This is a genomic window from Saliniramus sp., from assembly GCF_035311605.1.
In the GTDB taxonomy this organism is placed as follows: Bacteria; Pseudomonadota; Alphaproteobacteria; order Rhizobiales; family Beijerinckiaceae; genus Saliniramus.
The window spans coordinates 1-23049 of sequence record NZ_DATGCW010000256.1; the positions used below are offsets into that span (position 1 = coordinate 1).

The window sequence follows — 23049 nt, forward strand, 5'->3', positions numbered from 1 at the left end:
CGAGGCAGGCGGCCCCGCCATACGGCGCTGATCCGCTGGCGGCTTGCGCGCCTGATCGCCGCCAACACCGCCTTCGCGCTCTTCGTCGTCGGCGCGCAGGCATTCCTGCCGCTGACCAGCCTTCCCGTCCTGATCGCCTTCTGCCTCGCGGCGATGCTCGTCTACGGCCTGCTCGCGATCTGTGCGGGCACGCTCGGGCGCCATGATCCCCGGCACGCGATGCGCCGATCACACAGGGCGGCCTGACGCAAGCCCGGTGTGGCCTCCCTGCCCTTGCATCCCGTCGCGGCTTGCCATAATCCCGCACTACGCGCGTTTGGGTCGGCGCGAAAGGGGTATGTCGATGGCCGGTTTTGAGGAATTGGTGTTTTCCGGTGTGCAGCCGACGGGCAATCTGCATCTGGGGAATTATCTTGGTGCGATCAGCCGCTTCGTCACCATGCAGGAGAATTATTCCTGCATCTATTGCGTGGTCGATCTGCACGCCATCACCGTGCCGCAGGATCCGCGCCTGCTCAAGGACCAGATCCGCGAGGTCACGGCCGCCTTCATCGCCGCCGGCATCGATCCGAAGAGGAACATCGTCTTCAACCAGTCGCAGGTGCCCCAGCATGCCGAGCTTGCCTGGGTGTTCAACTGCGTGGCGCGGATGGGCTGGCTCAGCCGCATGACCCAGTTCAAGGAGAAGGCCGGCAAGGATCGCGAGAATGCCTCGGTGGGGCTGTTCGCCTATCCGACCCTGATGGCTGCCGATATCCTCGTCTACCGCGCCACCCATGTCCCCGTGGGCGACGACCAGAAGCAGCATCTCGAACTCTCGCGCGACATCGCCCAGAAGTTCAACAATGACTGGGCGGACATGATCGCCGATCTCGGCCATGGCGAGGAATATTTCCCGCAGCCGGAGCCGCTGATCCAGGGACCGGCGACGCGGATCATGAGCCTGCGCGACGGCACGAAGAAGATGTCGAAATCGGACCCTTCGGATTATTCGCGCATCAATCTCACCGACAATGCCGACACGATCGCCCAGAAGGTGCGCAAGGCCAAGACCGATCCCGAGCCGCTGCCGAGCGCGCTCGAAGGCCTCGAAGGCCGCGCGGAGGCAGATAATCTCGTGGGTATCTTCGCGGCGCTCCGCGACATGCCGCGCCAGAGCGTGCTCGATGAATTCGGCGGTGCGCAATTCTCCACCTTCAAGGGCGCGCTCGTCGATCTCGCCGTGGAGAAGCTCGCGCCGATCGCCGACGAGATGCGCCGGCTGACCGCCGATCCCGGCCATATCGATGCGATCCTCGCCGATGGCGCCGACCGGGCCGAGGCGATCGCGTCGAAGACCATGGACGACGTGCGCGACATTCTCGGCTTCGTGCGTCGCCCTTGAGCGCTCACCTGTCGCCGCCATGGTTGTCGGCAGCGGCCCGGGGCGCTAAACCCTGTGGGGGGCCTGCGCGCCCTGCCTGACCGAATCGCTTTCTCCAGACTGGACGCGCCCCATGCTTGCTGTTCTCGACGTCATAATGCTGGCCCTGCGGATCTATACCTGGCTCGTCATCGCCATGGTGATCATGAGTTGGCTCGTGGCTTTCGGCGTGATCAACACACGCAACGATTTCGTGCGCATGATCTTCGATTTCCTCCACCGGGTGACCGAACCGGCGCTCGCGCGCATCAGGCGGATCATGCCGGATCTCGGCGGTATCGATCTTTCACCGATCATCCTGTTGCTTGGCATCTTCTTCCTGCAGCAGGTGATCATCCGCTACCTCTACCCGATCGCCTTCTGATCATGACCGGGGCGCCCTCACCTGCGCGCCCTGCCTGGAGGGCGCGCGAAGACGGGATCAGCCTCGATCTGCGCGTCGCGCCCGGCGCCAGGCAGGCCGCGATCCGGGGCGTTCAGGATGTCGGTGACGGGCGCGATGTGCTGGCCGTCGCCGTTCGCGCGAAAGCGCAACACGGCAAGGCCAACAAGGCCGTGATCGCGCTGATCGCCGGGGCTCTGGGCATCGCACCCGCCCGGATCAGCCTCATGACCGGGGCGGGCGCGCGGCTGAAGAGCCTGCACCTGGAAAGCGATCCGCAAACGCTCGCGCAATCCGTTTCAACCCTGCTCGCACAGCGCGAGCCCTTTGCCCGCAATGCATCGTATCGAGGATCATCGTGATGAGCGCCACCATCATCGACGGCAAGGCCGTCGCCGCCGCTCTGCGCAGCCGCCTCGCCGGCGAAGTCACGACGCTCGCAGGCACCGGGATCACCCCCGGCCTCGCCGTGGTGCTGCTGGGTGAGGATGCGGCGAGCCAGGTCTATGTGCGCAACAAGGCAAAGCAGACCCGCGAGATCGGCATGGCCTCCTTCGAGCATCGCCTGCCAGTCGACACGCCCGAGGCTGATCTGCTCGCCCTCGTCGCCCGGCTCAACGCCGACGAGGCCGTCGACGGCATCCTCGTGCAACTGCCCCTGCCCGATCACATCGACGCGCAGAAAGTGATCGCGGCGATAGATCCGGACAAGGATGTGGACGGGTTTCACCCGGTCAATGCCGGGCGCCTCGCCACCGGCCTGCCCGGCCTCGTGCCCTGTACGCCGCTCGGCTGTGTCATTCTCGCCAAAAGCGCGAGCCCCGATCTCTCCGGGATGGAAGCGGTGGTCGTGGGGCGCTCCAACATCGTCGGCAAGCCGGTGGCGCAATTGCTGCTTGCGGAAAATTGCACCGTCACGATGGCGCATTCGCGCAGCCGTGATCTCCCCGCGATCTGCCGGCGCGCCGATCTTCTCGTCGCGGCGGTCGGGCGCCCGGAAATGGTGCGCGGCGACTGGATCAAGCCCGGCGCCATCGTCATCGATGTCGGGATCAACCGGGTGCCCAACCCGGACGCAGGAGACGGCAAGACCCGCCTCGTCGGCGATGTCGCCTTTGACGAGGCGCGGATGGTCGCGGGCGCGATTACCCCGGTCCCCGGCGGCGTCGGGCCGATGACCATCGCCTGCCTGTTGCAGAACACGCTCACCGCCGCGCGGCAGCGCCAGCGCTGAGCCGGGCCATTCAGCCGACGGCGGCCGCCTCGGCTTCTTCGCTCATTGCAAAGCCATCCTCCGCAAACCAGCGGCGCAGCTTGCGCATGCCCTGTTCGCGGATCTGCCGGATGCGCTCGCGCGACACGGCATGGGTCTCGGCGAGTTCGCTCAGCGTGCGCGGCGGGTCGGAGACGTAATAATCGATCACGATGGCACGCTCGCGTGGCGGCAGTCGGTCGAGATAACCGGCGAGATGGGTGCGCAGCTTCTCGCGGCTCAGGCTGTCGAGGGCTTGCGCTTCCGGGTCGGGAGCGTTCTCATCGACAATGTCGAGCGTCTCGCCATCCTCCGAATCCTCCTCCGGACGCTGATCGAGGGAGACGTCGCGCACACTCATGCGCTCGCGCAGGGTGGCGATCCGCTTCTCGGGAAGCTGCATGATGCGCGACAATTCCGCATTGATCTGCGCATCATTCGGCTGCTCGCCATGGACCATGCCATGGCGGCTCTCCAGCCGGCGCAGATGCAGATAGATCATCTTCTGCGCCGCCGAGGAACCGATCTGGACCATGGCCCAGTTGCGCACCCGGTATTCCTGGATCTCCGCGCGTATCCACCAGCGGGCATAAGTTGAAAAGCGCACACCCTTGTCCGGATCGAACCGGTCGGCGGCCTTCATCAGGCCGAGATAGGCCTGCTGCATCAGGTCATCGTGATTCTCGCCGCTGCGCCCGGCCATGCGCGCGACGGCGCCCTGGGCGAGGCGACGGTGGGCGAGGATCAGCCGGTCGCGCGCACCCCGGTCACCGCGCTCCCGCCAGGCCCGGGCCAGCGCCGTCTCGGTCGACTGATCGATCTGGTCGTAGCGCCCGAGCGGGCGGCTATCAGCGGCCTGGAAGGGAACATGGATATTCATCACGCGCCTCTTTGATTTCGATACGAAACTAAAACCTCGGCACATATCCGTCAATCCAGTTTCGAAACGCTATCAAGTTTGCTGCCGAGTTTCCTTGCAAAAGGGTGCCTCAACGCGAAACCTTGCAAGACACGCTTCAGCGCGCAACAAGGGCGCAGCCGCAATGATCAGGTCGGAAAGGGTTGCAACAGCGATGGCAATCGATACGCAGCAAATCCTTTGCAGTCGACGAACCGGGCGACCGCGGGGAGCAACGCGCTGATGCGGATCGCCATCGTCCTGCCGCGCAACATGCATTTCGGGCCCGCCGGCGCCACATCGATCGATCTTTGCGCGCGCGATGCTGTGCTGCACAGCCGCCATGGCGGCGATATGCGCGTGATCTGCGAGGATGCCCCGGGGCTCTACGAAGACATGCCGGTCACGACGTTTTCCGGGCGCAGCGTGGGTCAGCGGATGCGTGGCGCGGCGCGGGCTGCAGCGGCACATGATCCCGATCTCGTCATCGTGCACCAGCACGCGCCGAGCGCCGCGCGGCTCGCGCGTCTCCTGCCCGATCGGCGCGTCGTGCTGTATCTGCACGGGATGCCGAAGCGGCTGAGCGGGTTCCGGCGCTGGTGGCGCGCGCGTGATTACCGGGATCTCGCGGGGATGATCTTCGTCAGTGAAGCCGCGCATGACGTCTTCGGCGGGCTCTATCCCGCCAATGGTCGCCCGCGCCTCGTCGTGCCCAACGGCATCGATCCGCAATTCTGGACCGGCATCGATTCATCACGCGGCGACACGATCGTGATGGTGGGCCGCATCGAGCCGCAGAAGGGATCGCTTGCCGTGGCGCAGGCGCTCGCCGAAGTGCTGCCGCAGCATCCGGGCTGGCAGGCGCGCTTCATCGGGCCATTGGCCGGCGACCGGCCCTTCCGCGAAGCCTTCGCGCGCACGATTGCCGCGTGCCCGGCCATCACCCTCACCGGAGAGCTCCCCTTCGACACCGTGCGCGAAGAATGCCTGTCCGCGCGCATCGCGGTGCTCGCCTCGCATGCAGAGGGTTTCGGCCGCGTCGCCGTCGAGGCCTTCGCCGCCCGCCTCGCCCTGATCGCTACCCGCGCCGGCGGGTTGGGTGAGGTGATCGGCGATTGCGCATATGCACTGCCCTCTCCCGAGCCCGGACCGCTCGCGCGGGCCATCGAGACCCTGATCACCGATCCGGCCCTGCGCGAAGACCTCGCAACACGCGGCCATGCGCGCTTTCAGGCGCATTACACGACGGCTGCTTTTGCGACGGCGTTCGATGCAGCAGTGGAGGTAATGGTCGCATGAGCGTCACGCTGCAGAATACGGCGGACACATATCGCGGTCATGCAGGCATCGGCTATCGGATCCTCACAGAATCCGGGCGAAGATGTTGCGGTTGCCCATGTAGTCTGCCCATGTAGGCTGCCCATGTAGGCTGCCCATGTATCCTGCCCGGATGTCGCACCCGTCAGATCGGTTTGCGACCCAGAAGGCGTAACGTCATGTTGCGCCCGAAACGCAGGAACGGATAGAGCGCTCGCGCAACCTTTGCATTGCGCAATGGACCCGGACGCTGCGAGAGCTGCGAGAGCAGGCACACGGCATCGGCACCGTGATAGACGCGTCCGTCGAGATCGACGATCATGCCTTCGTTGAGATCGAGCCCGTAGCTTGCCGCGCGTTCGGGCTCCGCCCGGGCATCGACGAGATGCACCGTGTATTCCGCGCGCAGGCGCTGATAAGCGGCATAGCGCGAGCAGAATGGGCATTCGCCGTCATAGATGATGCGCAACGCGCTCATGGCCTTGTATCCGATCAATGAAGCTGTGGACGCGTGCCGGGTCGAGCAGGGCCAGATAGAGCACCATGGCCGTTGCGGAATAGGTGTGAACCGGCAGCATGAGATAAAAACCCGCATGCAGGGCAAGGCCCATGGGCACCACCCAGATCCGCCAGCGCGGCACGAGGATCGCAACGGCCAAGACGTATTCGACGATCACGACGATTACGGACAACAATGCGATCATTTCGGGATAGGCGAGGACGAAATCGAGGGCACGCCCGGAATAGACCCACACGAATGTCTGCTCTAAACGCTCTCCGGAGAGAAAGGCGCGATCGGTCTTGTCGATGGCAGTCCAGAAATACATCGCCGACAATTGCAGGGCTATCAGGCGCTGCCCCAGCAAGAACCCGTATTCGCGCGGTTCCGGCTGCGTCGGTCGGGCCCGCCGCGCGGCATTGAGCGCCCGCCAGCGGTCGAGGGAATAGGAGCGCCCGCATTCGGTCAGCGCCAGAAGGAGGCAGGCGGTGCCGAGCAGATAGACGTGATGGTGGGACCAGCCCGCCGTCTGTGTGAGCGCACCCGCGATATAGAGACACATGACGCTCAGCCCGGTCCCGATACAGGCAATCCGGCTCAGATAACCGACGAACATCATCGCCACCAGCAGAAAGAACAGCCCCGAGAGAAGCAATGTCGCGGGGTTCTGCGCCTGGTGGAAACCGATCTCTCCGCCAAAGCGCGTGATCGCGATGACTGCGAGCGCAATGCGCATCAGCGCGACGGCGCGCGTCGATCCGGTAAGGGAGGGCCCCCACTGATCGAACCGCGCAGCAATCGTCTTCAGATCAACGGTCATGCTTCGCCTCCCGTTGCGATCCTGCTGCGGTGATGCGATGACCGTCACGCGCGCACAAATCGTCATGCTGCGCACTGCGCCAACCATCGCGCGTTCCCACCACGCCCGCGAAACTCACCCGGTCACCGCCATGGTCCGCGAGCGTTTCGCACAGACGCGCGGCAAAGCCCGGCAAATCCGCATCATCGAGAACGCGATGCGCGAAGGTGTAATGGATGACGCTCGGATAAGCCGGCAGATCCAGAGCCTCGAGCGGTGACAGCGTCGCCACCATATGGTCGCCGCGCCAGATCCGGAACTCGCCCCTGGGAATACCGACACCGACACCGGAATACATCACCCATTCGCGCAATAGCAGGTGCTTGACACCGAAAACCTGCCCGGCAGACGGCGCGAGCAGGATGAACAGGGCGATCCCCACGAAGCCGGCTCGTCGCAATTGCGTCGGCAAACCGCCGGGGCGCGGGCCCGAGCCTTCCCTGCGCGCATCAGCAGACATGTTATCACCCTGCATGCCCCTCTCCTGATCGAGACCTGCGATGAGGCTAGATGAAAGATGTTAAGCTGCGTCTAATGCGGTTGTATGCGCGCCTCTGCGCAGCGGATCAACGCTTCAAAAGGGCACCCACCGCGCCGCGCACGCCATGAAGCGTGACGCACGACAGCGCCGAAACGCAAACGGCCCGCGAAAAATATCGCGGGCCGGACAATTCTCAGACCGGGACATCAGCCCCGGCCATACAATGCCACTTCACTCCGAGCCACTTCACTCCGAATGGCGACGCGGGCGGCGGGGGCGGCGGTCACCGCGATCTTCGCGATCATCCTCGCCGGTTTCACCGCGCGCCGCGCGCTCGGCTTCCCGCTCGGCCTTGATCTTTTCCGAGATGTCCTCGCCGGTCTCCTGATCGACGACCTTCATTGACAGGCGTACCTTGCCGCGATCGTCCATGCCGAGGAACTTGACCTTCACGGTGTCGCCTTCCTTGACCACATCGGTGACCTTGGCGACGCGCTGCGGGGCGAGTTCGGAGATGTGGACCAGACCGTCGCGCGAACCGAAGAAGTTCACGAAGGCGCCGAATTCCATCACCTTGACGACCTTGCCCTCGTAGATCTCGTCCTTCTCGGGCTCGGCCACGATCGAGCGAATCCAGTTCTTGGCCGCAGCGATCGACTTGCCGTCGGCAGAAGCGATCTTCACCGTGCCGTCATCCTCGATATTCACCTTGGCGCCGGTCTTCTCCACGATCTCGCGGATGACCTTGCCGCCGGTGCCGATGACTTCGCGGATCTTGTCGCTCGGGATCTGCATCACCTCGATGCGCGGGGCATGCTCACCGAGCTCGGCGCGCGGAGCGTCGAGGGCCTTCTGCATCTCCGCCAGAATGTGCGTGCGCCCACCCCTGGCCTGATCGAGTGCAACGCGCATGATCTCCTCGGTGATGCCGGCGATCTTGATGTCCATCTGCAGGGAGGTGATGCCCACATCCGAGCCGGCCACCTTGAAGTCCATGTCGCCGAGATGATCCTCGTCGCCGAGAATGTCGGAGAGCACCGCGAAGCGCTCGCCCTCGAGGATCAGGCCCATGGCGATACCTGCCACCGGGCGGCGCAGGGGCACACCCGCATCCATCAGCGAAAGCGCACCGCCGCAGACGGTCGCCATCGAGGAGGAACCGTTCGATTCCGTGATCTCGGAGACGAGGCGCAGGGTGTAGGGGAATTCGTGCGCCGGCGGCAGAACCGGACGCAGGGCGCGCCATGCCAGCTTGCCGTGGCCGATTTCGCGGCGCCCCGGCGAACCGACGCGGCCCGTCTCACCCACGGAATAGGGCGGGAAGTTGTAGTGCAGCAGGAAGCGCTCCTTGCGGGTGCCCTCCAGTTCGTCGATGAACTGCTCGTCTTCGCCGGTGCCGAGCGTCGCCACGACGAGCGCCTGAGTCTCCCCACGGGTGAACAGGGCCGAACCGTGCGTGCGCGGCAGCACGCCGACTTCGGAGACGATCGGACGCACGGTCTTCACGTCGCGCCCGTCAATGCGCTCGCCATCATCGAGAATGGCCCAGCGCACGATCTTGGCCTGGACTTCCTTGAAGGTCGCCTTGACCATTTCCGGTGCGAAACGCGGCTCGCCGTCCTCGGGGAGAAGCGCCTCGGTCACTTTCGCCTTGGCGGCGTCGATGGCGGCGTAGCGCTCCTGCTTGTCGCGATGCTTGTAGGCGGCGCGCAGATCGGCTTCGGCGATCTCGAGCACGGCCGTCTCGACCTCGGAGAGATCCGTCGGCGCGAAATCGCGCGGCTCCTTGGCGGCCTTCTCGGCCAGGCGGATGATCGCGTCGATCACCGGCTGGAAATGCTTGTGACCGAACATCACCGCGCCGAGCATGATGTCCTCGGGCAGTTCCTGGGCTTCCGATTCGACCATGAGCACCGCTTCGTTCGTGCCCGCCACGACGAGATCGAGCTTGGTATTCTCCATATCGGGCAGCGGCGGATTGAGCACGTAGCCACCATCGACATAGCCCACGCGCGCCGCACCGATCGGACCGGCGAAGGGCACGCCCGAGAGCGTCAGGGCGGCGGAGGCCGCGACCATGGCGACGATGTCGGGATCGTTCTCAAGATCATGCGAGAGCACAGTCACGATCACCTGCGTGTCGTTGCGCCAGCCGTCGAGGAAGAGCGGGCGGACCGGGCGGTCGATCAGGCGGGAGACCAGTGTCTCCTTCTCGCTGGGGCGGCCTTCACGCTTGAAGAAGCCGCCCGGAATGCGACCGGCTGCGTAGGTGCGCTCCTGGTAGTTCACCGTCAGCGGCAGGAAGTCGATGCCGGGCTTCGGCTCCTTCGCGGCCACCACGGTGGCGAGAACAGTCGTGTCACCATAGCTGGCGATGACGGCGCCGTCGGCTTGCCGGGCCATGCGCCCGGTTTCCAGAACCAGCTTGCGGCCGGCCCAGATCAGTTCTTCACGTTGGATATCGAACATGTCGTCCTTGCTTTCATGCAATGTCGGCCTTCGGCGACACCATGGGCAAGACGGCGGGGGGCTTCTCTTCGGGATGCCGGGCGAGGCGCGTGCGCATGCATGATGCGTGCGGGCCGTGCCGGCGCGAAACCCCCGGCGATCCTGCCATGGTCATCTCCGGGCCTTCTCGTACTGACGGTGACCGCGTTCGGCCACCATCGGGTGCCGGCGCAAAAACATGCTCTCGGGATTGGCCCTGGGCATGCGCACCTGCGCCGGCGGGTTCGTCATGCGCACCGGCGAACCGACGCGCGAGGTAGCGTCAGCGGCGGATGCCGAGACGACCGATCAGAGCGCGATAGCGCGGCTCGTCGTGACGCTTGACATAGTCAAGCAGCGAACGACGCTGCGAGACGAGCTTCAAAAGACCGCGGCGGGAATGGTTGTCCTTCGCATGGGTCTTGAAATGCTCGGTCAGATTGGTGATCCGCTCGGTGAGAATGGCGATCTGGACATCCGGGGAGCCGGTATCACCTTCTTTCGCGCCGAATTCCTTGATCAGTTCCTGCTTGCGCTCAGGCGTGATCGACATCGGTTTTCCTTTCGATGAGACTTGAACTGAAAAGGGTGCCCGCAGCACTACCGCTTCTCGCGAAGGCGGACTTTGCCGTGGGGCCCTGCGCTGCGGCGATGCCGGGATGTCGTCCAGCATGGTCGCAAGCACCATGGTTCGCGCGGGCGAAGCCCTCGCGAATGGCCGCAACATAGTCGATCTGCGCGCAAATGCCAGCGGAAAATCGCATCCCGCCATGCGATTCTGTAGATGCTGCGGCTGGGATTCTGCGACTCGCGTTCAGCCCCGCGCCTGCGCGGGGAAGCCGCCCTTGTCGAGCGCGGCGCAGACCGTTTCGACGGATGCCTGCGTGCGCAACTGCGCCGCGCCGGCATCGAGATCGACCCGGATGACGGCCTGCGGGTCGACCTTCTTCACGATCCGCTCCACCGCCGCGACGCAGCCGCCGCAGGACATGCCCTCGATGGCGAGGCTGATCTTGGACGTTTCGCTCATAGCACTCTCCTTCGCACACGTCGATCACGCGGTGGCAGCCGGCTCAATCCGCGTCGCGCACCGCTTCCGCCTCGATCTCGACGAGCAGATCGGGAGCCGCGAGCCCGGCCACCTGCAGATATGTCGTGGCCGGAGCGTGACCCTGCAAGGCCTTGTCCCGCGCGGCGCGGAAATTCATCACTGTGTCGGGGCGCGTGCTGAAGACGGTCACCTTGACGAGATGGCGGATCTCCATGTCGGCGGCGCGGAGGATGGTGAGGAGGTTGGCCCAGGCCAGATCGAGCTGGGCATCGACCCCCTTGGCGACGGCACCATCGGGATGGACCCCGATCTGCCCGGAAATCACCAGACGCCGCCCCGTCAGGGCATGCGTCGCGCCGTGCGAATAGGACGAGGCCGGGGCGTGAATGGTCGGCGGATTGAAGAAATCGGGCATCTTGGTTCCTCTCCTGGTATCGTTTTGGCGCCGGATTCAGTGACAGCTTGCCGGAAGCCTGTGGACCGGGCAAGTTGGGGCGAAATTTGGGCTGGTACTTCCAGTAGCGATTTGCGAGTTTTTGTGTCGCATCATGCGTGGAGCAGGTCGTGTCGATGGGGAGCATCAGAAACTGGGCATTGTGGGCGGTCAGTGCCGTGGCGATCATTGCCTCGGCCATCGCCCTGTGGAGCCTGTTCGGTGCGGCGCTGGAACCGGGCATGCTGCTCGCCGGTGTCGGCGCGATCGCGGTCTTCACCTTCGCCGCAGCGGGGTTCTGGCGGGCCGGGCGGGCCTCGGGGCTCGCCGCGAAGACGGCCCATGATCTCGATATCGTCGCCCGCCGGCTGCTGCGGCTGGAGGCGCGGCTGGCCGAGATCGAGCGCCATCCCCATGCCGAAACACGCAAGACCGTCGCCGAGGTTTCCGGCGAGATCGCCCTGCTGAGCGGCCTTCTGCGCGATCTTGCCGGCAGCGTCTCCGGCCATGACCGCGACGTGGCGACGCTGGCCGAGGAGATCGTCGGCCTGCGCGAGCGCCTCGACGGCGCTGCATTGATGCGCGCGGCGGACATGCGCGCGGCGGAGCCTTCTCAGCCCGCAGACGCAGCGGATGGCGGCACCGGCTGGGCTGGCCAGCTTTCCGATCTCGCTCCCGCCGGCAGCATTGGCGAGGAGGGCATAAGCAGTCCGGATCTGTCAGTCGCACCTGCCATGGGCGAAACCGCTCCGCTGCCGCTCACCCCGCAGGAGCCTGCCGCGAACGACCGTGATGCCCAGATCGGCGGCGTCTCCGCCGTGGAAGACGCACTGTTTTCCGCCCCGCCAGAGCCACCGGAACCCGCCACCGATCCGGCGGAGGAGGTGCGCAAGCGCGCAATCATACAGGCATTTCGCGAGGATCATCTCGAAATTCACCTGCAGCCCGTGGTCAACCTGCCCCAGCGCAAGACGCGTTTCTACGAGGCGCTGGCGCGTCTGCGCCTCGATGAGCAGACCCTGCTTCAACCGGATGAATTCCTGCCGGTTCTGGAGGAATCGCAGCTCCTGCCCGAGCTCGACGGCAAGGTCGCCGCCCGCGCCGCCGCCGTGGCGCGCCATCTGGTCAATCGCGGCAGCGAGGGTTTTGTCAGTTGCAACCTCGCAGGAGCGAGCGTGCGCACGCCCGGCTTCCTGCGCGCGCTCGGACGTATTCTGGAGGCTTATCCCGACATTCTGGGGCGCCTTGCCTTCGAGATTCCGCAGCGGGCCTGGCGCATGCTCGATGCGGAATCCGCCGGCGCGCTGGAGCAGCTGCGCGCAAAGGGTGCCTTCTTCATTCTCGACCGCGCCACCGATATGCGGCTCGACCCGCTGAGCCTCGCCGATCGCGGCGTCGCCTATGCCAAGCTGCCCGCGCGCATGCTGCTCGACCCGCAACCGAGCCATGGCCTCGATTTCGAGACCGCCGATCTCGCCACCGTGCTCGGTCGTGCGGGCATCCGGCTCGTCGCCGACAAGGTGGAGACCGAATCCGACGTGCCCGATCTGATCGATATCGACGTGCCGCTGGCGCAGGGCTACGTCTTCGCACCGCCGCGTGCCGTACGCCCCGATATCGTCGCCGGCCTCGCGCGCCGGGCCACACCGCCGCAGAGCGCGCCGCCTTCACGATCCGGCACGGCTCAGCAGGCCGGGAATGCCGGCGCTGACGGGTCACGCGCTGCGGGCAACACCGCCACGCAGAGGTCGATCGCTAACAGGTCGACCATGAGCAGATCGGCCGCAGGCACGGATTCCGCAGGCAACAATGCTGCAAGCAAGAACGCCACAGGTAAGAACGCCCCAAGCAGGAACGCCGCCAATCCGCCGCCCGGTGCGCCGACCGAGCCGCCCGATCCGCCCGAGCCGCGCCTGCCCTACCGTGCCTTCCTGCGGCGTGCGGGCTGAGCGCTTCCCCGGCATGGAGCGTCCCCGCCATCAATGAAAGGACTATGCGCATCCCATGCACATCCTGCTGGTCTATTCTCACCCCTGCGAGGAGAGCTACGGCGCCGCCCTGCGCGATCGGGCGGTCGAGAGCCTGAAACAGGCCGGCCACAGCGTCGACCTTCTCGATCTCTATGCCGAGGGTTTCAACCCCGTGCTCGATGCCGATGAGCGGCGCGGCTATCATACGCCCGGCGAGAACGAGAAACCGATCGCCGATCATCTCGCCCGGCTGCGCAAGGCCGAGGGGCTGGTCTTCGTCTATCCCACCTGGTGGTACGGCCCGCCGGCCATGCTCAAGGGCTGGATCGACCGCGTCTTCGTCCCCCACGCCACTTTCAGGATGCCGGAGCGCGGCAAGCCGATCGCCCGCGTGATGACGCAGATCCGCGTCGTCGGCGCGATCTCGACGCTGGGCTCGCCGCTCTGGTGGTGGTGGCTGATGGGTATGCCGGGCCGGCGCATGCTGCTGACGGGGATCTCGGTCCTGTGCTCACCGAAAGTCCGAACCTTCTGGCTCGGCCTTCACCGCATGGATTCTGCAACCCGCGAAGAGCGCACCCGTTTCCTCGACAAGGTCGGCACCCGCCTCGCCCGCCTGCGGTGAGCGATGCGGCCTTGGTTGTATGCCGACACAACCAAAACCACTCTTTGCAACTCATGATACTTTTTTTACGGTCACCACAGGGTCGGTGAAATCCGGCTCCGCGGCCTAGAATCCCCTTCCTGTAGCGGTCGGTGCGACCGAAAAGACACCTCCTCGACCTTCATGGCCGGGGAGGCGCTGGCGTATGTTCAAGGCTTCGGCCCAAAGGCCAGTACGGCCGTCTACAGGCGGCTTTCCAGATCCCCGGTCACCGGAGCGAACCTCTGGTGACCACGAAAACCCGGTTTCAGGATGGTTTCGGGGCGTTCGGGCATGGAAGAGACGACATTCTGGCAGACGCTGTTTGCCACCTGTCAATCACTGACGGACTGGGTCAAGGCGCTCTGGCTGATCGTGCCACCGGCCTTCATACTGCTGCTGACGGCGCCGCTCCTGCGCGCAAAGCGTCCCGCGCCGGAGGTCGATGGCGAACTCGTCTGTACCTTGCGCCGTGACGCCGCCGGCCAGTACCGCATCCTGCGCCACGTGCCGTCCGATGACACCCGGCCTTGCTCCCGCTGGAGCCAAACCAGCCCCCCCCTGATCCCGCTGGAGCGGCAGGGCGCAAGAGAGTGACGCAGCGCGATCTCCGCTCTCCACCAGGGAGAGGGGAGTTCTGGCGCGGCCTTCATGGAGGGCGCACGTCACGAAGCCCGCCCGGTCCGGCAGCTCACCAGCCCAGCGCGCAGCCGTCCTTGCGGGGATCGGAGGCGCCGGTCAGGGTGCCGGTTGCATGGTCGATGGCGATCGCCTGGGCACCGCCCAGCGGCGCGTCGAGAACGGTAACGGCGCAGCCGTTCGCCGCCAGATGATCCGCCACACCTGCATCAATGCCGGTCTCGACCTGCGTCTCGCCCTGATAGGCGAAGGCGCGTGGAGCGTCGATCGCCTCCTGCAGCGGCATGCCCTGCTCGTAGAGCCGCATCATCAGATGCGCATGCCCGCCGGACTGGTACTGCCCGCCCATCACGCCGAAGGGAAGGACCGGCTTGTCGCCCTGCATGACGAGGCCGGGGATGATCGTATGCATCGGGCGCTTGCCGGGTTCGAGCCGGTTGGGATGACCGGCTTCGAGGCTGAAGCTCGCGCCCCGGCAATGCAGCATCACGCCGCTTTTCGGCGCGAGCAGCGTCGAGCCGAAGGGGTGGAAGATGGAATTGATGAAGGAGACGACGAGCCCGTCCGAATCGACGACCGAAAGACAGATCGTATCGGTTTCCCAGGGAGCGGGGCCGAGCCTGCGCGCGGCGTGGGCTGCACGCGCGTCGGGCGCCGGGCGCATCGCCTCGCGGCGCACGAAATCGATCGCCGCCTGCCCGAGGAAATCATCGACCCCCGTCTGCATGAAGGCGGGATCGGTGATGGCACGATCGCGCAGGAAATAGGCTGCACGGGTGGCTTCGAGATAGAGCCGCATGCGCTCGCCCGGATCGGTGCAGCCGGTCCAGACGTCCCAGCTCTCGAGCGCTGCGAGGATGAGCAGCGCCGTGGCCCCCTGGCCATTGGGCGGGCATTCGAGGATGTCGTGGCCTTTATAGCGCCCGGAAATCGGGGCTGCGTACGCGCTCGTCTGCGCCGCGAAATCGTCGAGCCCATGCACGCCGCCCAGCGCCTTCAGCGTGGCGACGATGTCCTCGGCGACCTCACCCTCGTAGAAACCGGCCCGACCCTTGCGCCCGATCAGCCGCAGCGAGGCCGCGAGCGCGGGTTGGGCATGGAGCGCGCCCAGCGCCGGGGGCGCCCCGCCGGGCAGGAAGACCTCCGCCGTGGCGGGGTTGCGCGCAAGGCGCTTCGCATGGGCCTGCCAGTCGAAAGCGACGCGCGGGGCGATTGCATAGCCCTCCTCGGCCACTTTGGCGGCCGGCTCGAGCAATTCCGCGAGATCGAGCCTGCCGTAATCTTCATGCAGCCGGCACCAGGCATCCACCGCGCCGGGGATTGTCACCGCATGCGGGGAATTGTCGGCGATCTCGCCCAGCCCCTGATCGGCCAGAGCCGCGCGGTCGCTCGCCGCCGGCGCGCGACCCGAACCGTTGATGGTGACGGGCTTTGCCCCCGGCTTCGCGATGATGGCGAAGCAATCGCCTCCGATTCCCGTCATGGCCGGCTCGACCACGCAGAGCATGGCGGTTGCGGCGATCGCCGCATCGACGGCGCTGCCGCCCTTGCGCATCACCTCGACGCCGATCAGCGAGGCCTGCGGATGGGAGGTGGCGATCATCGCCTGCGTGCCGTAGACGGCGGAGCGCCCGGGGCGCTGGAAATCACGGTTCATGCGGCCATCGTCTCCCTCGGTGATACGCGCCGGCAATACCGACTCGCGCATTCTGCATATCGCGCGATCATAATCTCTGATCGATGCGGGCGCGCCCCCTGATCCTGCGCGGAAACGGCGAAAGGGATGTGGCGTGGCGCGCGGTCGCAGCGGCTGCTCAGCGCGCCATCACGTCCTTCACCGTCTCGACCAGTTGCTTGAGGGTGAAGGGTTTGGGCAGGAAATTGAATTCCTCGCCCTCGGGCAGGTTCTTGCGGAACGCATCCTCGGCATAGCCGGAGACGAAGATCACCTTCAGCCCCGGATGCTTGCCGCGCAATTCGCGCAGCAGCGTCGGCCCGTCCATTTCCGGCATCACCACGTCGGAGACGACGAGATCGACGGGCACCTCCTGCTCTTCCATGATCTCGAGCGCCTCGAGCCCGGATGCGGCTTCGAGCACGGTATAGCCGCGTGCGGTGAGCGCACGGCCATTGACGGCGCGCACAGGATCCTCGTCCTCGACCAGCAGGATCACACCCTCACCGGTGAGATCACGTGCCTCCTCCTTCGCGGCCTGGGGCTGTTCCTCGTCGGCGCCCTCCTCCGGGACATGGCGCGGCAGGAACACCCGGAAGGAGGTCCCCTGCCCGATCCGGGAATCCGCATAGATGAAACCGCCCGACTGCTTGACGATCCCGAACACCGTCGACAGGCCGAGCCCGGTCCCCTTGCCGATATCCTTGGTGGTGAAGAAGGGTTCGAAGATCTTGTCCATCACGTCGGGCGGGATGCCGCTGCCGGTATCGGAGACCTCGACCAGCACGTAGTCGGCGCCCGGCATGCCGGTCAACGCGAGTTCCTCTGCTTCCTGCGCCTCGACATTGGCTGTGCGGATGGTGAGCTTGCCGCCATCGGGCATGGCGTCGCGGGCATTCACCGCCAGGTTGACCACGACCTGCTCGAACTGGTTCACATCCGCCTTGATCGGCCACAGATCGCGCCCGTGGCGCAGGTCGAGCTCGACCCGCTCACCGAGCAGGCGCTTGAGCAGCATCGACAGATCAGACATCACGTCGCCGAGCTGGAGCACCTCGGGGCGCAGCGTCTGGCGGCGCGAGAAGGCGAGCAGCTGACGCACCAGACTCGCGGCCCGGTTGGCGTTCTGCTTGATCTGCATGATATCCTGAAAGGCAGGATCGGTCTGGCGGTGGTTTGCCAGGAGCAGATCGGAATAGCCGATGATCGCCTGCAGGACATTGTTGAAATCATGCGCCACGCCTCCGGCGAGCTGCCCCACGGCCTGCATCTTCTGGGCCTGCGCGAATTGCCGTTCGAGCTGGCGCTGCTCGCTGGTATCGAGCGCATAGAGCAGGACCGCCTCGCCCTCCTCGTTCTCACCCTCCTCGGCCGGGCTCAGCCAGATCCGCGCCGATCGGGCGCCGTCACCGGCGAGCGAGACCTCCACCGGAGCGACGCCCGAGCGCGCCTCAGCCGCGTCGTGCAGGGCTGCCGACAGCGCCTCGCGATCGCTCTCGGCGACCTGAGAGAGCAGATTGGGCCCGTCATCCTCGCCGCGCTGCGCGGGGCCGAACAGCCGTGCGAAGGAGGCATTGGTGCGCAGGATCCGCCCGCCGCGCTGGAGCGTGGCGATGGCAACGGGCGTGTTGTTGAAGAAACGCGCAAACCGCACCTCTGCCGCGCGCTGCCCCTCGGCGCTGCCCTCCTCGCCGGCGGAGCGGTTAAGCACCAGCGAGCGCGAGGCACCGACCTCGCCGTCCTGCCCGAAGGCGACACGGTGATAGATCCGCACCGGCATTGCCTGCCCGTCACGACGACGCATGTCGAGATCGAAAGTCTCCGTGCGCACTTCGCCGGGGGCGCCCGTGATCGTGGTCATGATCGCCACGACATTGGCCGGCAGCACATCCTCGATCCGGAGGCCTCCGGAGCCCACCTCGGCGAGATCATGGCCGAGCCAGGCTGCGAGAGTGGCGTTGATGTAGGCGATCGAGCCGTCGATCTCGACCGAGAAGAAACCCGCCGGCGCGTGATCGAGATAGTCGATGGCGTGCTGCAACTCCTGGAAGACGTTCTCATGGCGCTCGCGCTCATGGGTCACGTCGGAGACGCTCCACAAGGTGGCCGTGCCACCGCCAAGGCGCGGGAGCGGGCGCACACGCACCCGATACCAGCCGAAATCCGCACGTCCGGCGAGGCCGGGCGAGAGGCGTATCTCCTCGGCCAGCGCGCGATGTTCGCGAGCGGCCTGGGCCAGCCGGTAGATCGCCTCGGAGACTTCCGGCGCGCCGACGAACAAACGCTCGACCGGCTTCACATCCCCGGGATCGCGCGCGCCGGCAAAGGCGAGATAGGCCTCGTTGGCATAGACGATGCCACCATTCTCTTCCGTGACGACGAGCCCTTCGCCGGCGCTGTCGGCCATGGCCTTGGTGAGGTCGTTGCGCCCGCTCGCACCCGAGAATTGCAGGGCGCCGATGGCATAGGCGGCGACGAAGAAGACGCCGGCCACGGCGAGCAGGGCAAGGATCGCCATGATGGCCATGCGCGCCTGATCGCCACTGAACAGGTTCAGCCCCAGAAACGCCGCCGGCAGTGCGATGGCGAGCAGCACCAAAAGCCAGATATTGCCGGATTTCTCCGACCTGTCGATGGTGCTGCGTGCTTTGTCGCCCGTTGGAGCCATTGATTGGAAACCGCCTGTGCTGAACGTCACTTATGCCCGAATACGGCGCAGTCGCAAGACGTAACCGATCACTTCCGCGACCGCCTTGTAATGTTCCACCGGGATTTCGTCCTCGATTTCCACGCTGGCATGCAGGGCCCGCGCGAGCGGCGGGTTCTCGACGATGGGAATGGCATTCTCGTTCGCGACCTTGCGGATGCGCAGCGCGAGGTGATCGACGCCCTTGGCGACGCAGATCGGAGCCTGCATGCCCTGTTCGTATTTCAGGGCCACGGCATAGTGTGTGGGGTTGGTGATGATCACCGTGGCATCGGGCACCGAGGCCATCATGCGTCCGCGCAGGCGCGCCATGCGCGTCTGCTTCATCTTGGCCTTGACCTCGGGGTTACCCTCGGTCTGCTTGTACTCGTCCCGCAATTCCTTGCGTGTCATGCGCTGCTTCTTGAACCAGCGCATGCGCTGATACATGAGATCCGCCACGGCGACGAAGAAGAACAGCACCAGAATGCCGAGCAGCATCTTGATCGCGCCGCTCTGCGCCGCCTGCGGGATCATCTGCGGCTCGACCTGAACCAGCAGATCGAGAGTATCACGCTCCCGCCACAGGATGACTCCAGCGAGCACTCCGACGATCAGGATCTTGAGCAGGCCCTTGGCAAAATTCACCAATGCCTCCATGCCGAAGAGACGCTTGGCGCCGCTGATCAGCGAAATTCGCTCGAGCTTGGGCTGTAGCGGATCGACGGTCCAGAGCGGACGATGCTGGATGGCGCCGCCTGCCAGCCCGGCGAACATGATGAAGATGAAGGGCAGCGCCAGCACGCTGAGCATGCCGATCAGCATGTTGCGCGCCACGATGTAGAAACCCGCCCCGTCGGAGGGCACCTGATGCGCGTTCATCAGGAAGCCGCGCATTTCATCCATGAAGCCCGCACCCATCGGGCCTCCGAGAATGGCGATGCACAGCGCCAGCCCGCCCAGCACGAAGAGTGTGTTGAGTTCCTGGCTCTTGGGAACATCACCCTTGCGAAAGGCTTCATCCAGTTTTCGCTGGGTTGGCTCTTCCGTACGATCGTCGTCTTCCGCCTGTTCAGACATTGCGATGCCTCACAGTCCGGCGATCTCGGCGAGATAATCGCCGATATCCTCGAGAAACACGCCCATCATCACACCGACCACCGCGAACAGAATCACCATGCCGAGCAGGATTGTCGCCGGCAAGCCGAGGAAGAAGACCGGCATCTGCGGCATCAGGCGCGCAAGCACGCCCAACCCGAGATTGAACAGGATCCCGAAGACAAGAAAGGGCGCCGAGATCTGGATGGCGAGACGAAAACCGCGCGCGGCCGCCTGCACGCCCAGCGCCGCGGCATCCCCTGCCGCAGGCAATCCGCCCGGTGGCAGGAGATCGTAGGAATTTCGGATCGCGGCAATGGCGAGATGGTGCAGATCCGTCGCAAAGATCAGCGTGATGCCCAGCAGCGAGAGAAAATTGCCGATCGCAGCCTGTTGACCGCCCATGGCTGGATCGACGGCCATGGCGAAGCCGAGACCGATCTGTTGCGCGATGATCGTGCCCGCCGTCTGCAAGGCGCCGATTATCAGCCGCGTCGCCATGCCGAGCATCAGGCCGACGAATATCTCGCTGATCAGGAGCGTGATCAGCTGGGGCCCGCCCTCGCCGATCGGCAGCGTTGCCTGCGTCGCGGGAAACATGACGAGCGTCAGCAACAATGCGAAGCTCAGCCGCGCCCGCGCCCCCAGTGACTGCTCGCCGATGGCGGGAAGCAGCATCACCAGTGTGCCGACCCGCGCGAAGGTGAGCAGGAACGCCACGGCGATCTGGGGAATCAGGAGGTCCATGGGCGATGATGTTAACCATATTCCGCGCGCTGCGCTCCTGATTCGTGCCGTGTCTCACCATCAAAATCGTCGCGCGGCATGCGCGCGTGCTGGTCATCAGCCTCCCGTGGCGATCTGCTCTGCGATCCGACGCATGTAGCCGCCGAGCGCATCACTCATGAAGGGCAGGAAGATCAGAAGCGAGCTGAACACGGCGATGATCTTGGGCACGAATATCAGGGTCTGCTCCTGGATCTGCGTCAGGGCCTGGACCAGCGAGATGGCGAGGCCGACACCCAGCGCCACCAGCATCACCGGCGCGCCGACACGCAGGAAGGTGAAGATGCCGTCACGCGCGATATCGAGAATAAGCGAGCCTGTCATGGAATTGTTCCGATACCTGTTCATGGATGCGCGAGCGCCGTCAGACCGGCATGCGCATGATTTCCTCGTAAGCCTGAATCATCCGGTCGCGCACGGCGACGAGTGTCTCGATCGCAGCCTCGCTTTCGGCCACGGCGGTGACGACGTCGACGACATCGGCCTTGCCGGCCGCGACGGCGGCGGCCTGGGCCTCGGCGGCCTGCCCGCTCTCGCGCACCGAGCCGAGGGCGGAGCCGACCATGGCAGAGAAATCGGGCAACTCCCCCGTCTGTGTCGCGCGCCCGGCGCCGGCGGCGGCGCTGGTCTGGCCGATATTCTGGACGGCGGCATAGGCGCCGGCCGCGAAAGCGTTGGTAGCCATGGGCATCTACTCCCTCTTGCCGCGCCGTCAGGCGCGCAGGATGTCGATCGTTCGCGTGATCATGCGGCGCGTGGCGGTGACAAGGTTGAGATTGGCCTCGTAACTGCGCTGTGCCTCGCGCATGTCCATCTGCTCGATGAGCGAATTGACGTTGGGCAGCTTCACCTCGCCGTTCTCGTCGGCGGCGGGATGGCCGGGGTCGAAGCGCGTGCGGAACGCACCCTGGTCCTCGCGGATGCGCCCGAGTTGGACCGTGTGCGACTGCAATTCGCGGTCGAACCGGTTGGTGAAGGTGGGCACGCGCCGACGATAGGGATCACCGCCGGGGGTGTTTGCCGTGGAATCCGCATTGGCAAGGTTTTCGGCGATCACACGCATGCGGCCCGACTGGGCCTTCAGGCCGGATGCGGCGACGGAAATGGTCTTCATGAAGTCCATGGGCGATCACCTTGAAAGAGTTCAGCGTCTGCCTGTCGCGATGCGCAGCATCGAAAGGCTCTTTTCGTAGAGAGAGGCGGCGAGCTGATAATCCGACTGGTTCTGCGCGGATCTCAGCATCTCCTCCTCGAGGTTTACGGCATTGCCGCTCGGGCGCACCTCGAAGCGCGTTGCGTTGCGTTCACTCATGCCGGCACGCGCCTGGTCGAGGGCGAGATGCCCCGGCGCCGTACGCGCCACCTGGAGATTGCCGCCGACGGTGCGCCCCCGCGCATCGAACTGCGGCTCGGCCACGTCACGCGGCTTGAAGCCGGGCGTATCGGCATTGGCGACGTTTTCCGCGATCACCTTCTGGCGCGCCTGGTGCCAGTGCATGCGCGTCTTCAGCTTCTCGATCAGCGGCAGACCTGCGACGGACACCGGACTTCTCCGTTACTCGAATCGCGTGCGGCCCTCCGGCGGCACTGGGCAAAATTTGCCGTGCGTATGGTTAACGGGGAGTTAAGGAGGGGTTAAGGATGACATGCAAATGCCGCTTTTCCCCCGTTGAAATCCACAGAATGCTTGCGCGCAAATGCATTGAAGGCGATAACGCGTGTAGCCCTATCGACCGGCACGGCTTTTTACATGCCGTGCGCAAAGAAGAGCGTGCGTCCATCTATGCTCGGTTTTGAAGTCTCACCCGTCGTTCAATACGTCATCGCCTTCGCGATCATCGCGATCCTTTTGGCCCTGTTCGCCATCGTCCTGAAGCGGATCGGCGGCAAGCGTTTCGCCATGGGTGGCGAGCGCGGACGCGGGCGTCAGCCGCGTCTGGGTATCGTCGATGTCTATGATCTCGACCGCCAGCGCCAGCTCGTGCTGCTGCGCCGGGACAATGTCGAGCATCTCGTCATGCTGGGCGGGCCGAATGATTGCGTGATCGAGAGCAATATAGTGCGCGCCCCTCATGGCCGGGCAATGGCCCCGCCGGCGACGGACGTTCCGTTCGAGCGCGCACCGGAACAGGCGATCACCGGGCAGCAGGGCTATCAGCCCGGATTGCCGCAGGGCGCGCCCCCGCAAGCAGCGGCACCTCTTGCCGCCGCGATGGCGCAACCCGCCGCTGAGCCGGGGCCTCCCGCTTCCGCCGGCGCGCCCCCTCCACAAGCAGAGCCCGCGCCGCAGCCGGAATTCGCCCCGCAGTCGCCCCGGAACGCCGGGGCACAACCGGAGATGGAACCGCCTGCGCAGCAAGCCGTCTCGCAGGCGACGGAGCCGGTCGTCGCGCAGCCCGCGCAGAATCGCGCAGCAGAGCCTGACGCAGAAGCCAGGCGCGGCCTCTTCGGCTTCGGGCGACAGGCGCAA

25 protein-coding genes and 1 pseudogene are annotated in these 23049 nt (G+C 65.5%); 10 read left to right on the forward strand and 16 right to left on the reverse strand.

What is annotated here, in order from left to right; all coding sequences use genetic code 11:
• The 5 genes from VKP01_RS11575 to folD form a co-directional block, all read left to right on the forward strand.
• Positions 1-246, forward strand: a 246-nt coding sequence (locus VKP01_RS11575; protein WP_324412438.1) for a hypothetical protein, incomplete at its 5' end; no start/stop codon positions are given.
• Positions 247-343: 97 nt separating this feature from the next.
• Complete coding sequence (gene trpS / locus VKP01_RS11580) at positions 344-1384, forward strand: tryptophan--tRNA ligase (RefSeq protein ID WP_324412440.1); 1041 nt, start codon at positions 344-346, stop codon at positions 1382-1384.
• A gap of 112 nt (positions 1385-1496) precedes the next feature.
• Complete coding sequence (locus tag VKP01_RS11585) at positions 1497-1787, forward strand: YggT family protein (protein WP_324412442.1); 291 nt, start codon at positions 1497-1499, stop codon at positions 1785-1787.
• Between the two features lie 2 nt (positions 1788-1789).
• Positions 1790-2167: a DUF167 family protein gene (locus VKP01_RS11590; RefSeq protein WP_324412443.1), complete on the forward strand. Its 378-nt coding sequence runs from the start codon at positions 1790-1792 to the stop codon at positions 2165-2167.
• Entirely contained in the window at positions 2167-3039 is an 873-nt protein-coding gene (folD, locus tag VKP01_RS11595) for a bifunctional methylenetetrahydrofolate dehydrogenase/methenyltetrahydrofolate cyclohydrolase FolD (protein WP_324412445.1), read from the forward strand. Before VKP01_RS11590 ends, folD begins: the two co-directional genes overlap by 1 nt.
• A gap of 10 nt (positions 3040-3049) precedes the next feature.
• Here folD and VKP01_RS11600 read toward each other — a convergent pair whose 3' ends face one another.
• Positions 3050-3937: a sigma-70 family RNA polymerase sigma factor gene (locus VKP01_RS11600; protein WP_324412448.1), complete on the reverse strand. Its 888-nt coding sequence runs from the start codon at positions 3935-3937 to the stop codon at positions 3050-3052.
• 261 nt (positions 3938-4198) lie between these two features.
• Here VKP01_RS11600 and VKP01_RS11605 point away from each other — a divergent pair, with 261 nt between their 5' ends.
• Positions 4199-5254, forward strand: a complete 1056-nt coding sequence (locus VKP01_RS11605) for a glycosyltransferase family 4 protein (RefSeq protein ID WP_324412450.1) — start codon at positions 4199-4201, stop codon at positions 5252-5254.
• A gap of 163 nt (positions 5255-5417) precedes the next feature.
• Here VKP01_RS11605 and VKP01_RS11610 read toward each other — a convergent pair whose 3' ends face one another.
• From VKP01_RS11610 to VKP01_RS11640, 7 genes are all read right to left on the reverse strand, one after another.
• Positions 5418-5750: a thiol-disulfide oxidoreductase DCC family protein gene (locus VKP01_RS11610; RefSeq protein WP_324412452.1), complete on the reverse strand. Its 333-nt coding sequence runs from the start codon at positions 5748-5750 to the stop codon at positions 5418-5420.
• Positions 5725-6591 (reverse strand): HTTM domain-containing protein, encoded by an 867-nt coding sequence (locus VKP01_RS11615; RefSeq protein ID WP_324412454.1) that lies wholly within the window; start codon positions 6589-6591, stop codon positions 5725-5727. The genes VKP01_RS11610 and VKP01_RS11615 overlap by 26 nt, the downstream gene beginning before the upstream one ends.
• Positions 6581-7105: a hypothetical protein gene (locus tag VKP01_RS11620; protein ID WP_324412456.1), complete on the reverse strand. Its 525-nt coding sequence runs from the start codon at positions 7103-7105 to the stop codon at positions 6581-6583. Before VKP01_RS11620 ends, VKP01_RS11615 begins: the two co-directional genes overlap by 11 nt.
• A gap of 252 nt (positions 7106-7357) precedes the next feature.
• A complete protein-coding gene (gene pnp, locus VKP01_RS11625) occupies positions 7358-9580 on the reverse strand; it encodes a polyribonucleotide nucleotidyltransferase (protein ID WP_324412458.1) in 2223 nt (740 codons plus the stop codon).
• 301 nt (positions 9581-9881) lie between these two features.
• Positions 9882-10151 (reverse strand): 30S ribosomal protein S15, encoded by a 270-nt coding sequence (rpsO, locus tag VKP01_RS11630; RefSeq protein ID WP_074444344.1) that lies wholly within the window; start codon positions 10149-10151, stop codon positions 9882-9884.
• Positions 10152-10412: 261 nt separating this feature from the next.
• On the reverse strand, positions 10413-10628 hold the full coding sequence (locus VKP01_RS11635) for a heavy-metal-associated domain-containing protein (protein WP_324412461.1): 216 nt from the start codon (positions 10626-10628) through the stop codon (positions 10413-10415).
• Positions 10629-10671: 43 nt separating this feature from the next.
• Positions 10672-11064, reverse strand: coding sequence for a RidA family protein (locus VKP01_RS11640; protein ID WP_324412463.1), 393 nt, complete (start codon positions 11062-11064; stop codon positions 10672-10674).
• 155 nt (positions 11065-11219) lie between these two features.
• On the opposite strand from VKP01_RS11640, the gene VKP01_RS11645 reads away from it, so the two are divergent.
• The 3 genes from VKP01_RS11645 (at position 11220) to VKP01_RS11655 (ending at position 14292) form a co-directional block, all read left to right on the forward strand.
• Positions 11220-13031: an EAL domain-containing protein gene (locus VKP01_RS11645; RefSeq protein ID WP_324412465.1), complete on the forward strand. Its 1812-nt coding sequence runs from the start codon at positions 11220-11222 to the stop codon at positions 13029-13031.
• 55 nt (positions 13032-13086) lie between these two features.
• Positions 13087-13677 (forward strand): NAD(P)H-dependent oxidoreductase, encoded by a 591-nt coding sequence (locus VKP01_RS11650; RefSeq protein ID WP_324412467.1) that lies wholly within the window; start codon positions 13087-13089, stop codon positions 13675-13677.
• 312 nt (positions 13678-13989) lie between these two features.
• On the forward strand, positions 13990-14292 hold the full coding sequence (locus VKP01_RS11655; RefSeq protein ID WP_324412469.1) for a hypothetical protein: 303 nt from the start codon (positions 13990-13992) through the stop codon (positions 14290-14292).
• 94 nt (positions 14293-14386) lie between these two features.
• Here VKP01_RS11655 and VKP01_RS11660 read toward each other — a convergent pair whose 3' ends face one another.
• The 8 genes from VKP01_RS11660 to flgB form a co-directional block, all read right to left on the reverse strand.
• The gene (locus VKP01_RS11660) at positions 14387-15991 is read right to left on the reverse strand and encodes a gamma-glutamyltransferase family protein (protein WP_324412470.1); all 1605 of its coding nucleotides are present in this window, start codon (positions 15989-15991) and stop codon (positions 14387-14389) included.
• 157 nt (positions 15992-16148) lie between these two features.
• Positions 16149-18677: a cell cycle histidine kinase CckA gene (gene cckA, locus VKP01_RS11665; RefSeq protein WP_324412472.1), complete on the reverse strand. Its 2529-nt coding sequence runs from the start codon at positions 18675-18677 to the stop codon at positions 16149-16151.
• 30 nt (positions 18678-18707) lie between these two features.
• A complete protein-coding gene (gene flhB / locus VKP01_RS11670) occupies positions 18708-19775 on the reverse strand; it encodes a flagellar biosynthesis protein FlhB (protein WP_324412474.1) in 1068 nt (355 codons plus the stop codon).
• 9 nt (positions 19776-19784) lie between these two features.
• Entirely contained in the window at positions 19785-20540 is a 756-nt protein-coding gene (gene fliR, locus VKP01_RS11675) for a flagellar biosynthetic protein FliR (RefSeq protein ID WP_324412476.1), read from the reverse strand.
• Positions 20541-20636: 96 nt separating this feature from the next.
• Positions 20637-20903 (reverse strand): flagellar biosynthesis protein FliQ, encoded by a 267-nt coding sequence (gene fliQ, locus VKP01_RS11680; protein WP_074444336.1) that lies wholly within the window; start codon positions 20901-20903, stop codon positions 20637-20639.
• 40 nt (positions 20904-20943) lie between these two features.
• Entirely contained in the window at positions 20944-21264 is a 321-nt protein-coding gene (locus VKP01_RS11685) for a flagellar hook-basal body complex protein FliE (protein WP_324412477.1), read from the reverse strand.
• A 27-nt stretch (positions 21265-21291) separates the two neighbouring features.
• The gene (gene flgC / locus VKP01_RS11690; RefSeq protein WP_324412478.1) at positions 21292-21702 is read right to left on the reverse strand and encodes a flagellar basal body rod protein FlgC; all 411 of its coding nucleotides are present in this window, start codon (positions 21700-21702) and stop codon (positions 21292-21294) included.
• Between the two features lie 21 nt (positions 21703-21723).
• On the reverse strand, positions 21724-22122 hold the full coding sequence (gene flgB, locus VKP01_RS11695) for a flagellar basal body rod protein FlgB (protein ID WP_324412479.1): 399 nt from the start codon (positions 22120-22122) through the stop codon (positions 21724-21726).
• 240 nt (positions 22123-22362) lie between these two features.
• Here flgB and VKP01_RS11700 point away from each other — a divergent pair.
• Positions 22363-23049: pseudogene (locus VKP01_RS11700) on the forward strand (hypothetical protein); the annotation flags it as partial.

Bases quoted from the DNA above. Each gene is read 5' to 3' on its own strand.
- trpS (WP_324412440.1), top strand. From the start codon at position 344: ATGGCCGGTTTTGAGGAATTGGTGTTTTCCGGTGTGCAGCCGACGGGC.
- VKP01_RS11585 (WP_324412442.1), top strand. From the start codon at position 1,497: ATGCTTGCTGTTCTCGACGTCATAATGCTGGCCCTGCGGATCTATACC.
- VKP01_RS11590 (WP_324412443.1), top strand. From the start codon at position 1,790: ATGACCGGGGCGCCCTCACCTGCGCGCCCTGCCTGGAGGGCGCGCGAA.
- folD (WP_324412445.1), top strand. From the start codon at position 2,167: ATGAGCGCCACCATCATCGACGGCAAGGCCGTCGCCGCCGCTCTGCGC.
- VKP01_RS11600 (WP_324412448.1), bottom strand. From the start codon at position 3,937: ATGAATATCCATGTTCCCTTCCAGGCCGCTGATAGCCGCCCGCTCGGG.
- VKP01_RS11605 (WP_324412450.1), top strand. From the start codon at position 4,199: ATGCGGATCGCCATCGTCCTGCCGCGCAACATGCATTTCGGGCCCGCC.
- VKP01_RS11610 (WP_324412452.1), bottom strand. From the start codon at position 5,750: ATGAGCGCGTTGCGCATCATCTATGACGGCGAATGCCCATTCTGCTCG.
- VKP01_RS11615 (WP_324412454.1), bottom strand. From the start codon at position 6,591: ATGACCGTTGATCTGAAGACGATTGCTGCGCGGTTCGATCAGTGGGGG.
- VKP01_RS11620 (WP_324412456.1), bottom strand. From the start codon at position 7,105: ATGCAGGGTGATAACATGTCTGCTGATGCGCGCAGGGAAGGCTCGGGC.
- pnp (WP_324412458.1), bottom strand. From the start codon at position 9,580: ATGTTCGATATCCAACGTGAAGAACTGATCTGGGCCGGCCGCAAGCTG.
- rpsO (WP_074444344.1), bottom strand. From the start codon at position 10,151: ATGTCGATCACGCCTGAGCGCAAGCAGGAACTGATCAAGGAATTCGGC.
- VKP01_RS11635 (WP_324412461.1), bottom strand. From the start codon at position 10,628: ATGAGCGAAACGTCCAAGATCAGCCTCGCCATCGAGGGCATGTCCTGC.
- VKP01_RS11640 (WP_324412463.1), bottom strand. From the start codon at position 11,064: ATGCCCGATTTCTTCAATCCGCCGACCATTCACGCCCCGGCCTCGTCC.
- VKP01_RS11645 (WP_324412465.1), top strand. From the start codon at position 11,220: ATGGGGAGCATCAGAAACTGGGCATTGTGGGCGGTCAGTGCCGTGGCG.
- VKP01_RS11650 (WP_324412467.1), top strand. From the start codon at position 13,087: ATGCACATCCTGCTGGTCTATTCTCACCCCTGCGAGGAGAGCTACGGC.
- VKP01_RS11655 (WP_324412469.1), top strand. From the start codon at position 13,990: ATGGAAGAGACGACATTCTGGCAGACGCTGTTTGCCACCTGTCAATCA.
- VKP01_RS11660 (WP_324412470.1), bottom strand. From the start codon at position 15,991: ATGAACCGTGATTTCCAGCGCCCCGGGCGCTCCGCCGTCTACGGCACG.
- cckA (WP_324412472.1), bottom strand. From the start codon at position 18,677: ATGGCTCCAACGGGCGACAAAGCACGCAGCACCATCGACAGGTCGGAG.
- flhB (WP_324412474.1), bottom strand. From the start codon at position 19,775: ATGTCTGAACAGGCGGAAGACGACGATCGTACGGAAGAGCCAACCCAG.
- fliR (WP_324412476.1), bottom strand. From the start codon at position 20,540: ATGGACCTCCTGATTCCCCAGATCGCCGTGGCGTTCCTGCTCACCTTC.
- fliQ (WP_074444336.1), bottom strand. From the start codon at position 20,903: ATGACAGGCTCGCTTATTCTCGATATCGCGCGTGACGGCATCTTCACC.
- VKP01_RS11685 (WP_324412477.1), bottom strand. From the start codon at position 21,264: ATGGCTACCAACGCTTTCGCGGCCGGCGCCTATGCCGCCGTCCAGAAT.
- flgC (WP_324412478.1), bottom strand. From the start codon at position 21,702: ATGGACTTCATGAAGACCATTTCCGTCGCCGCATCCGGCCTGAAGGCC.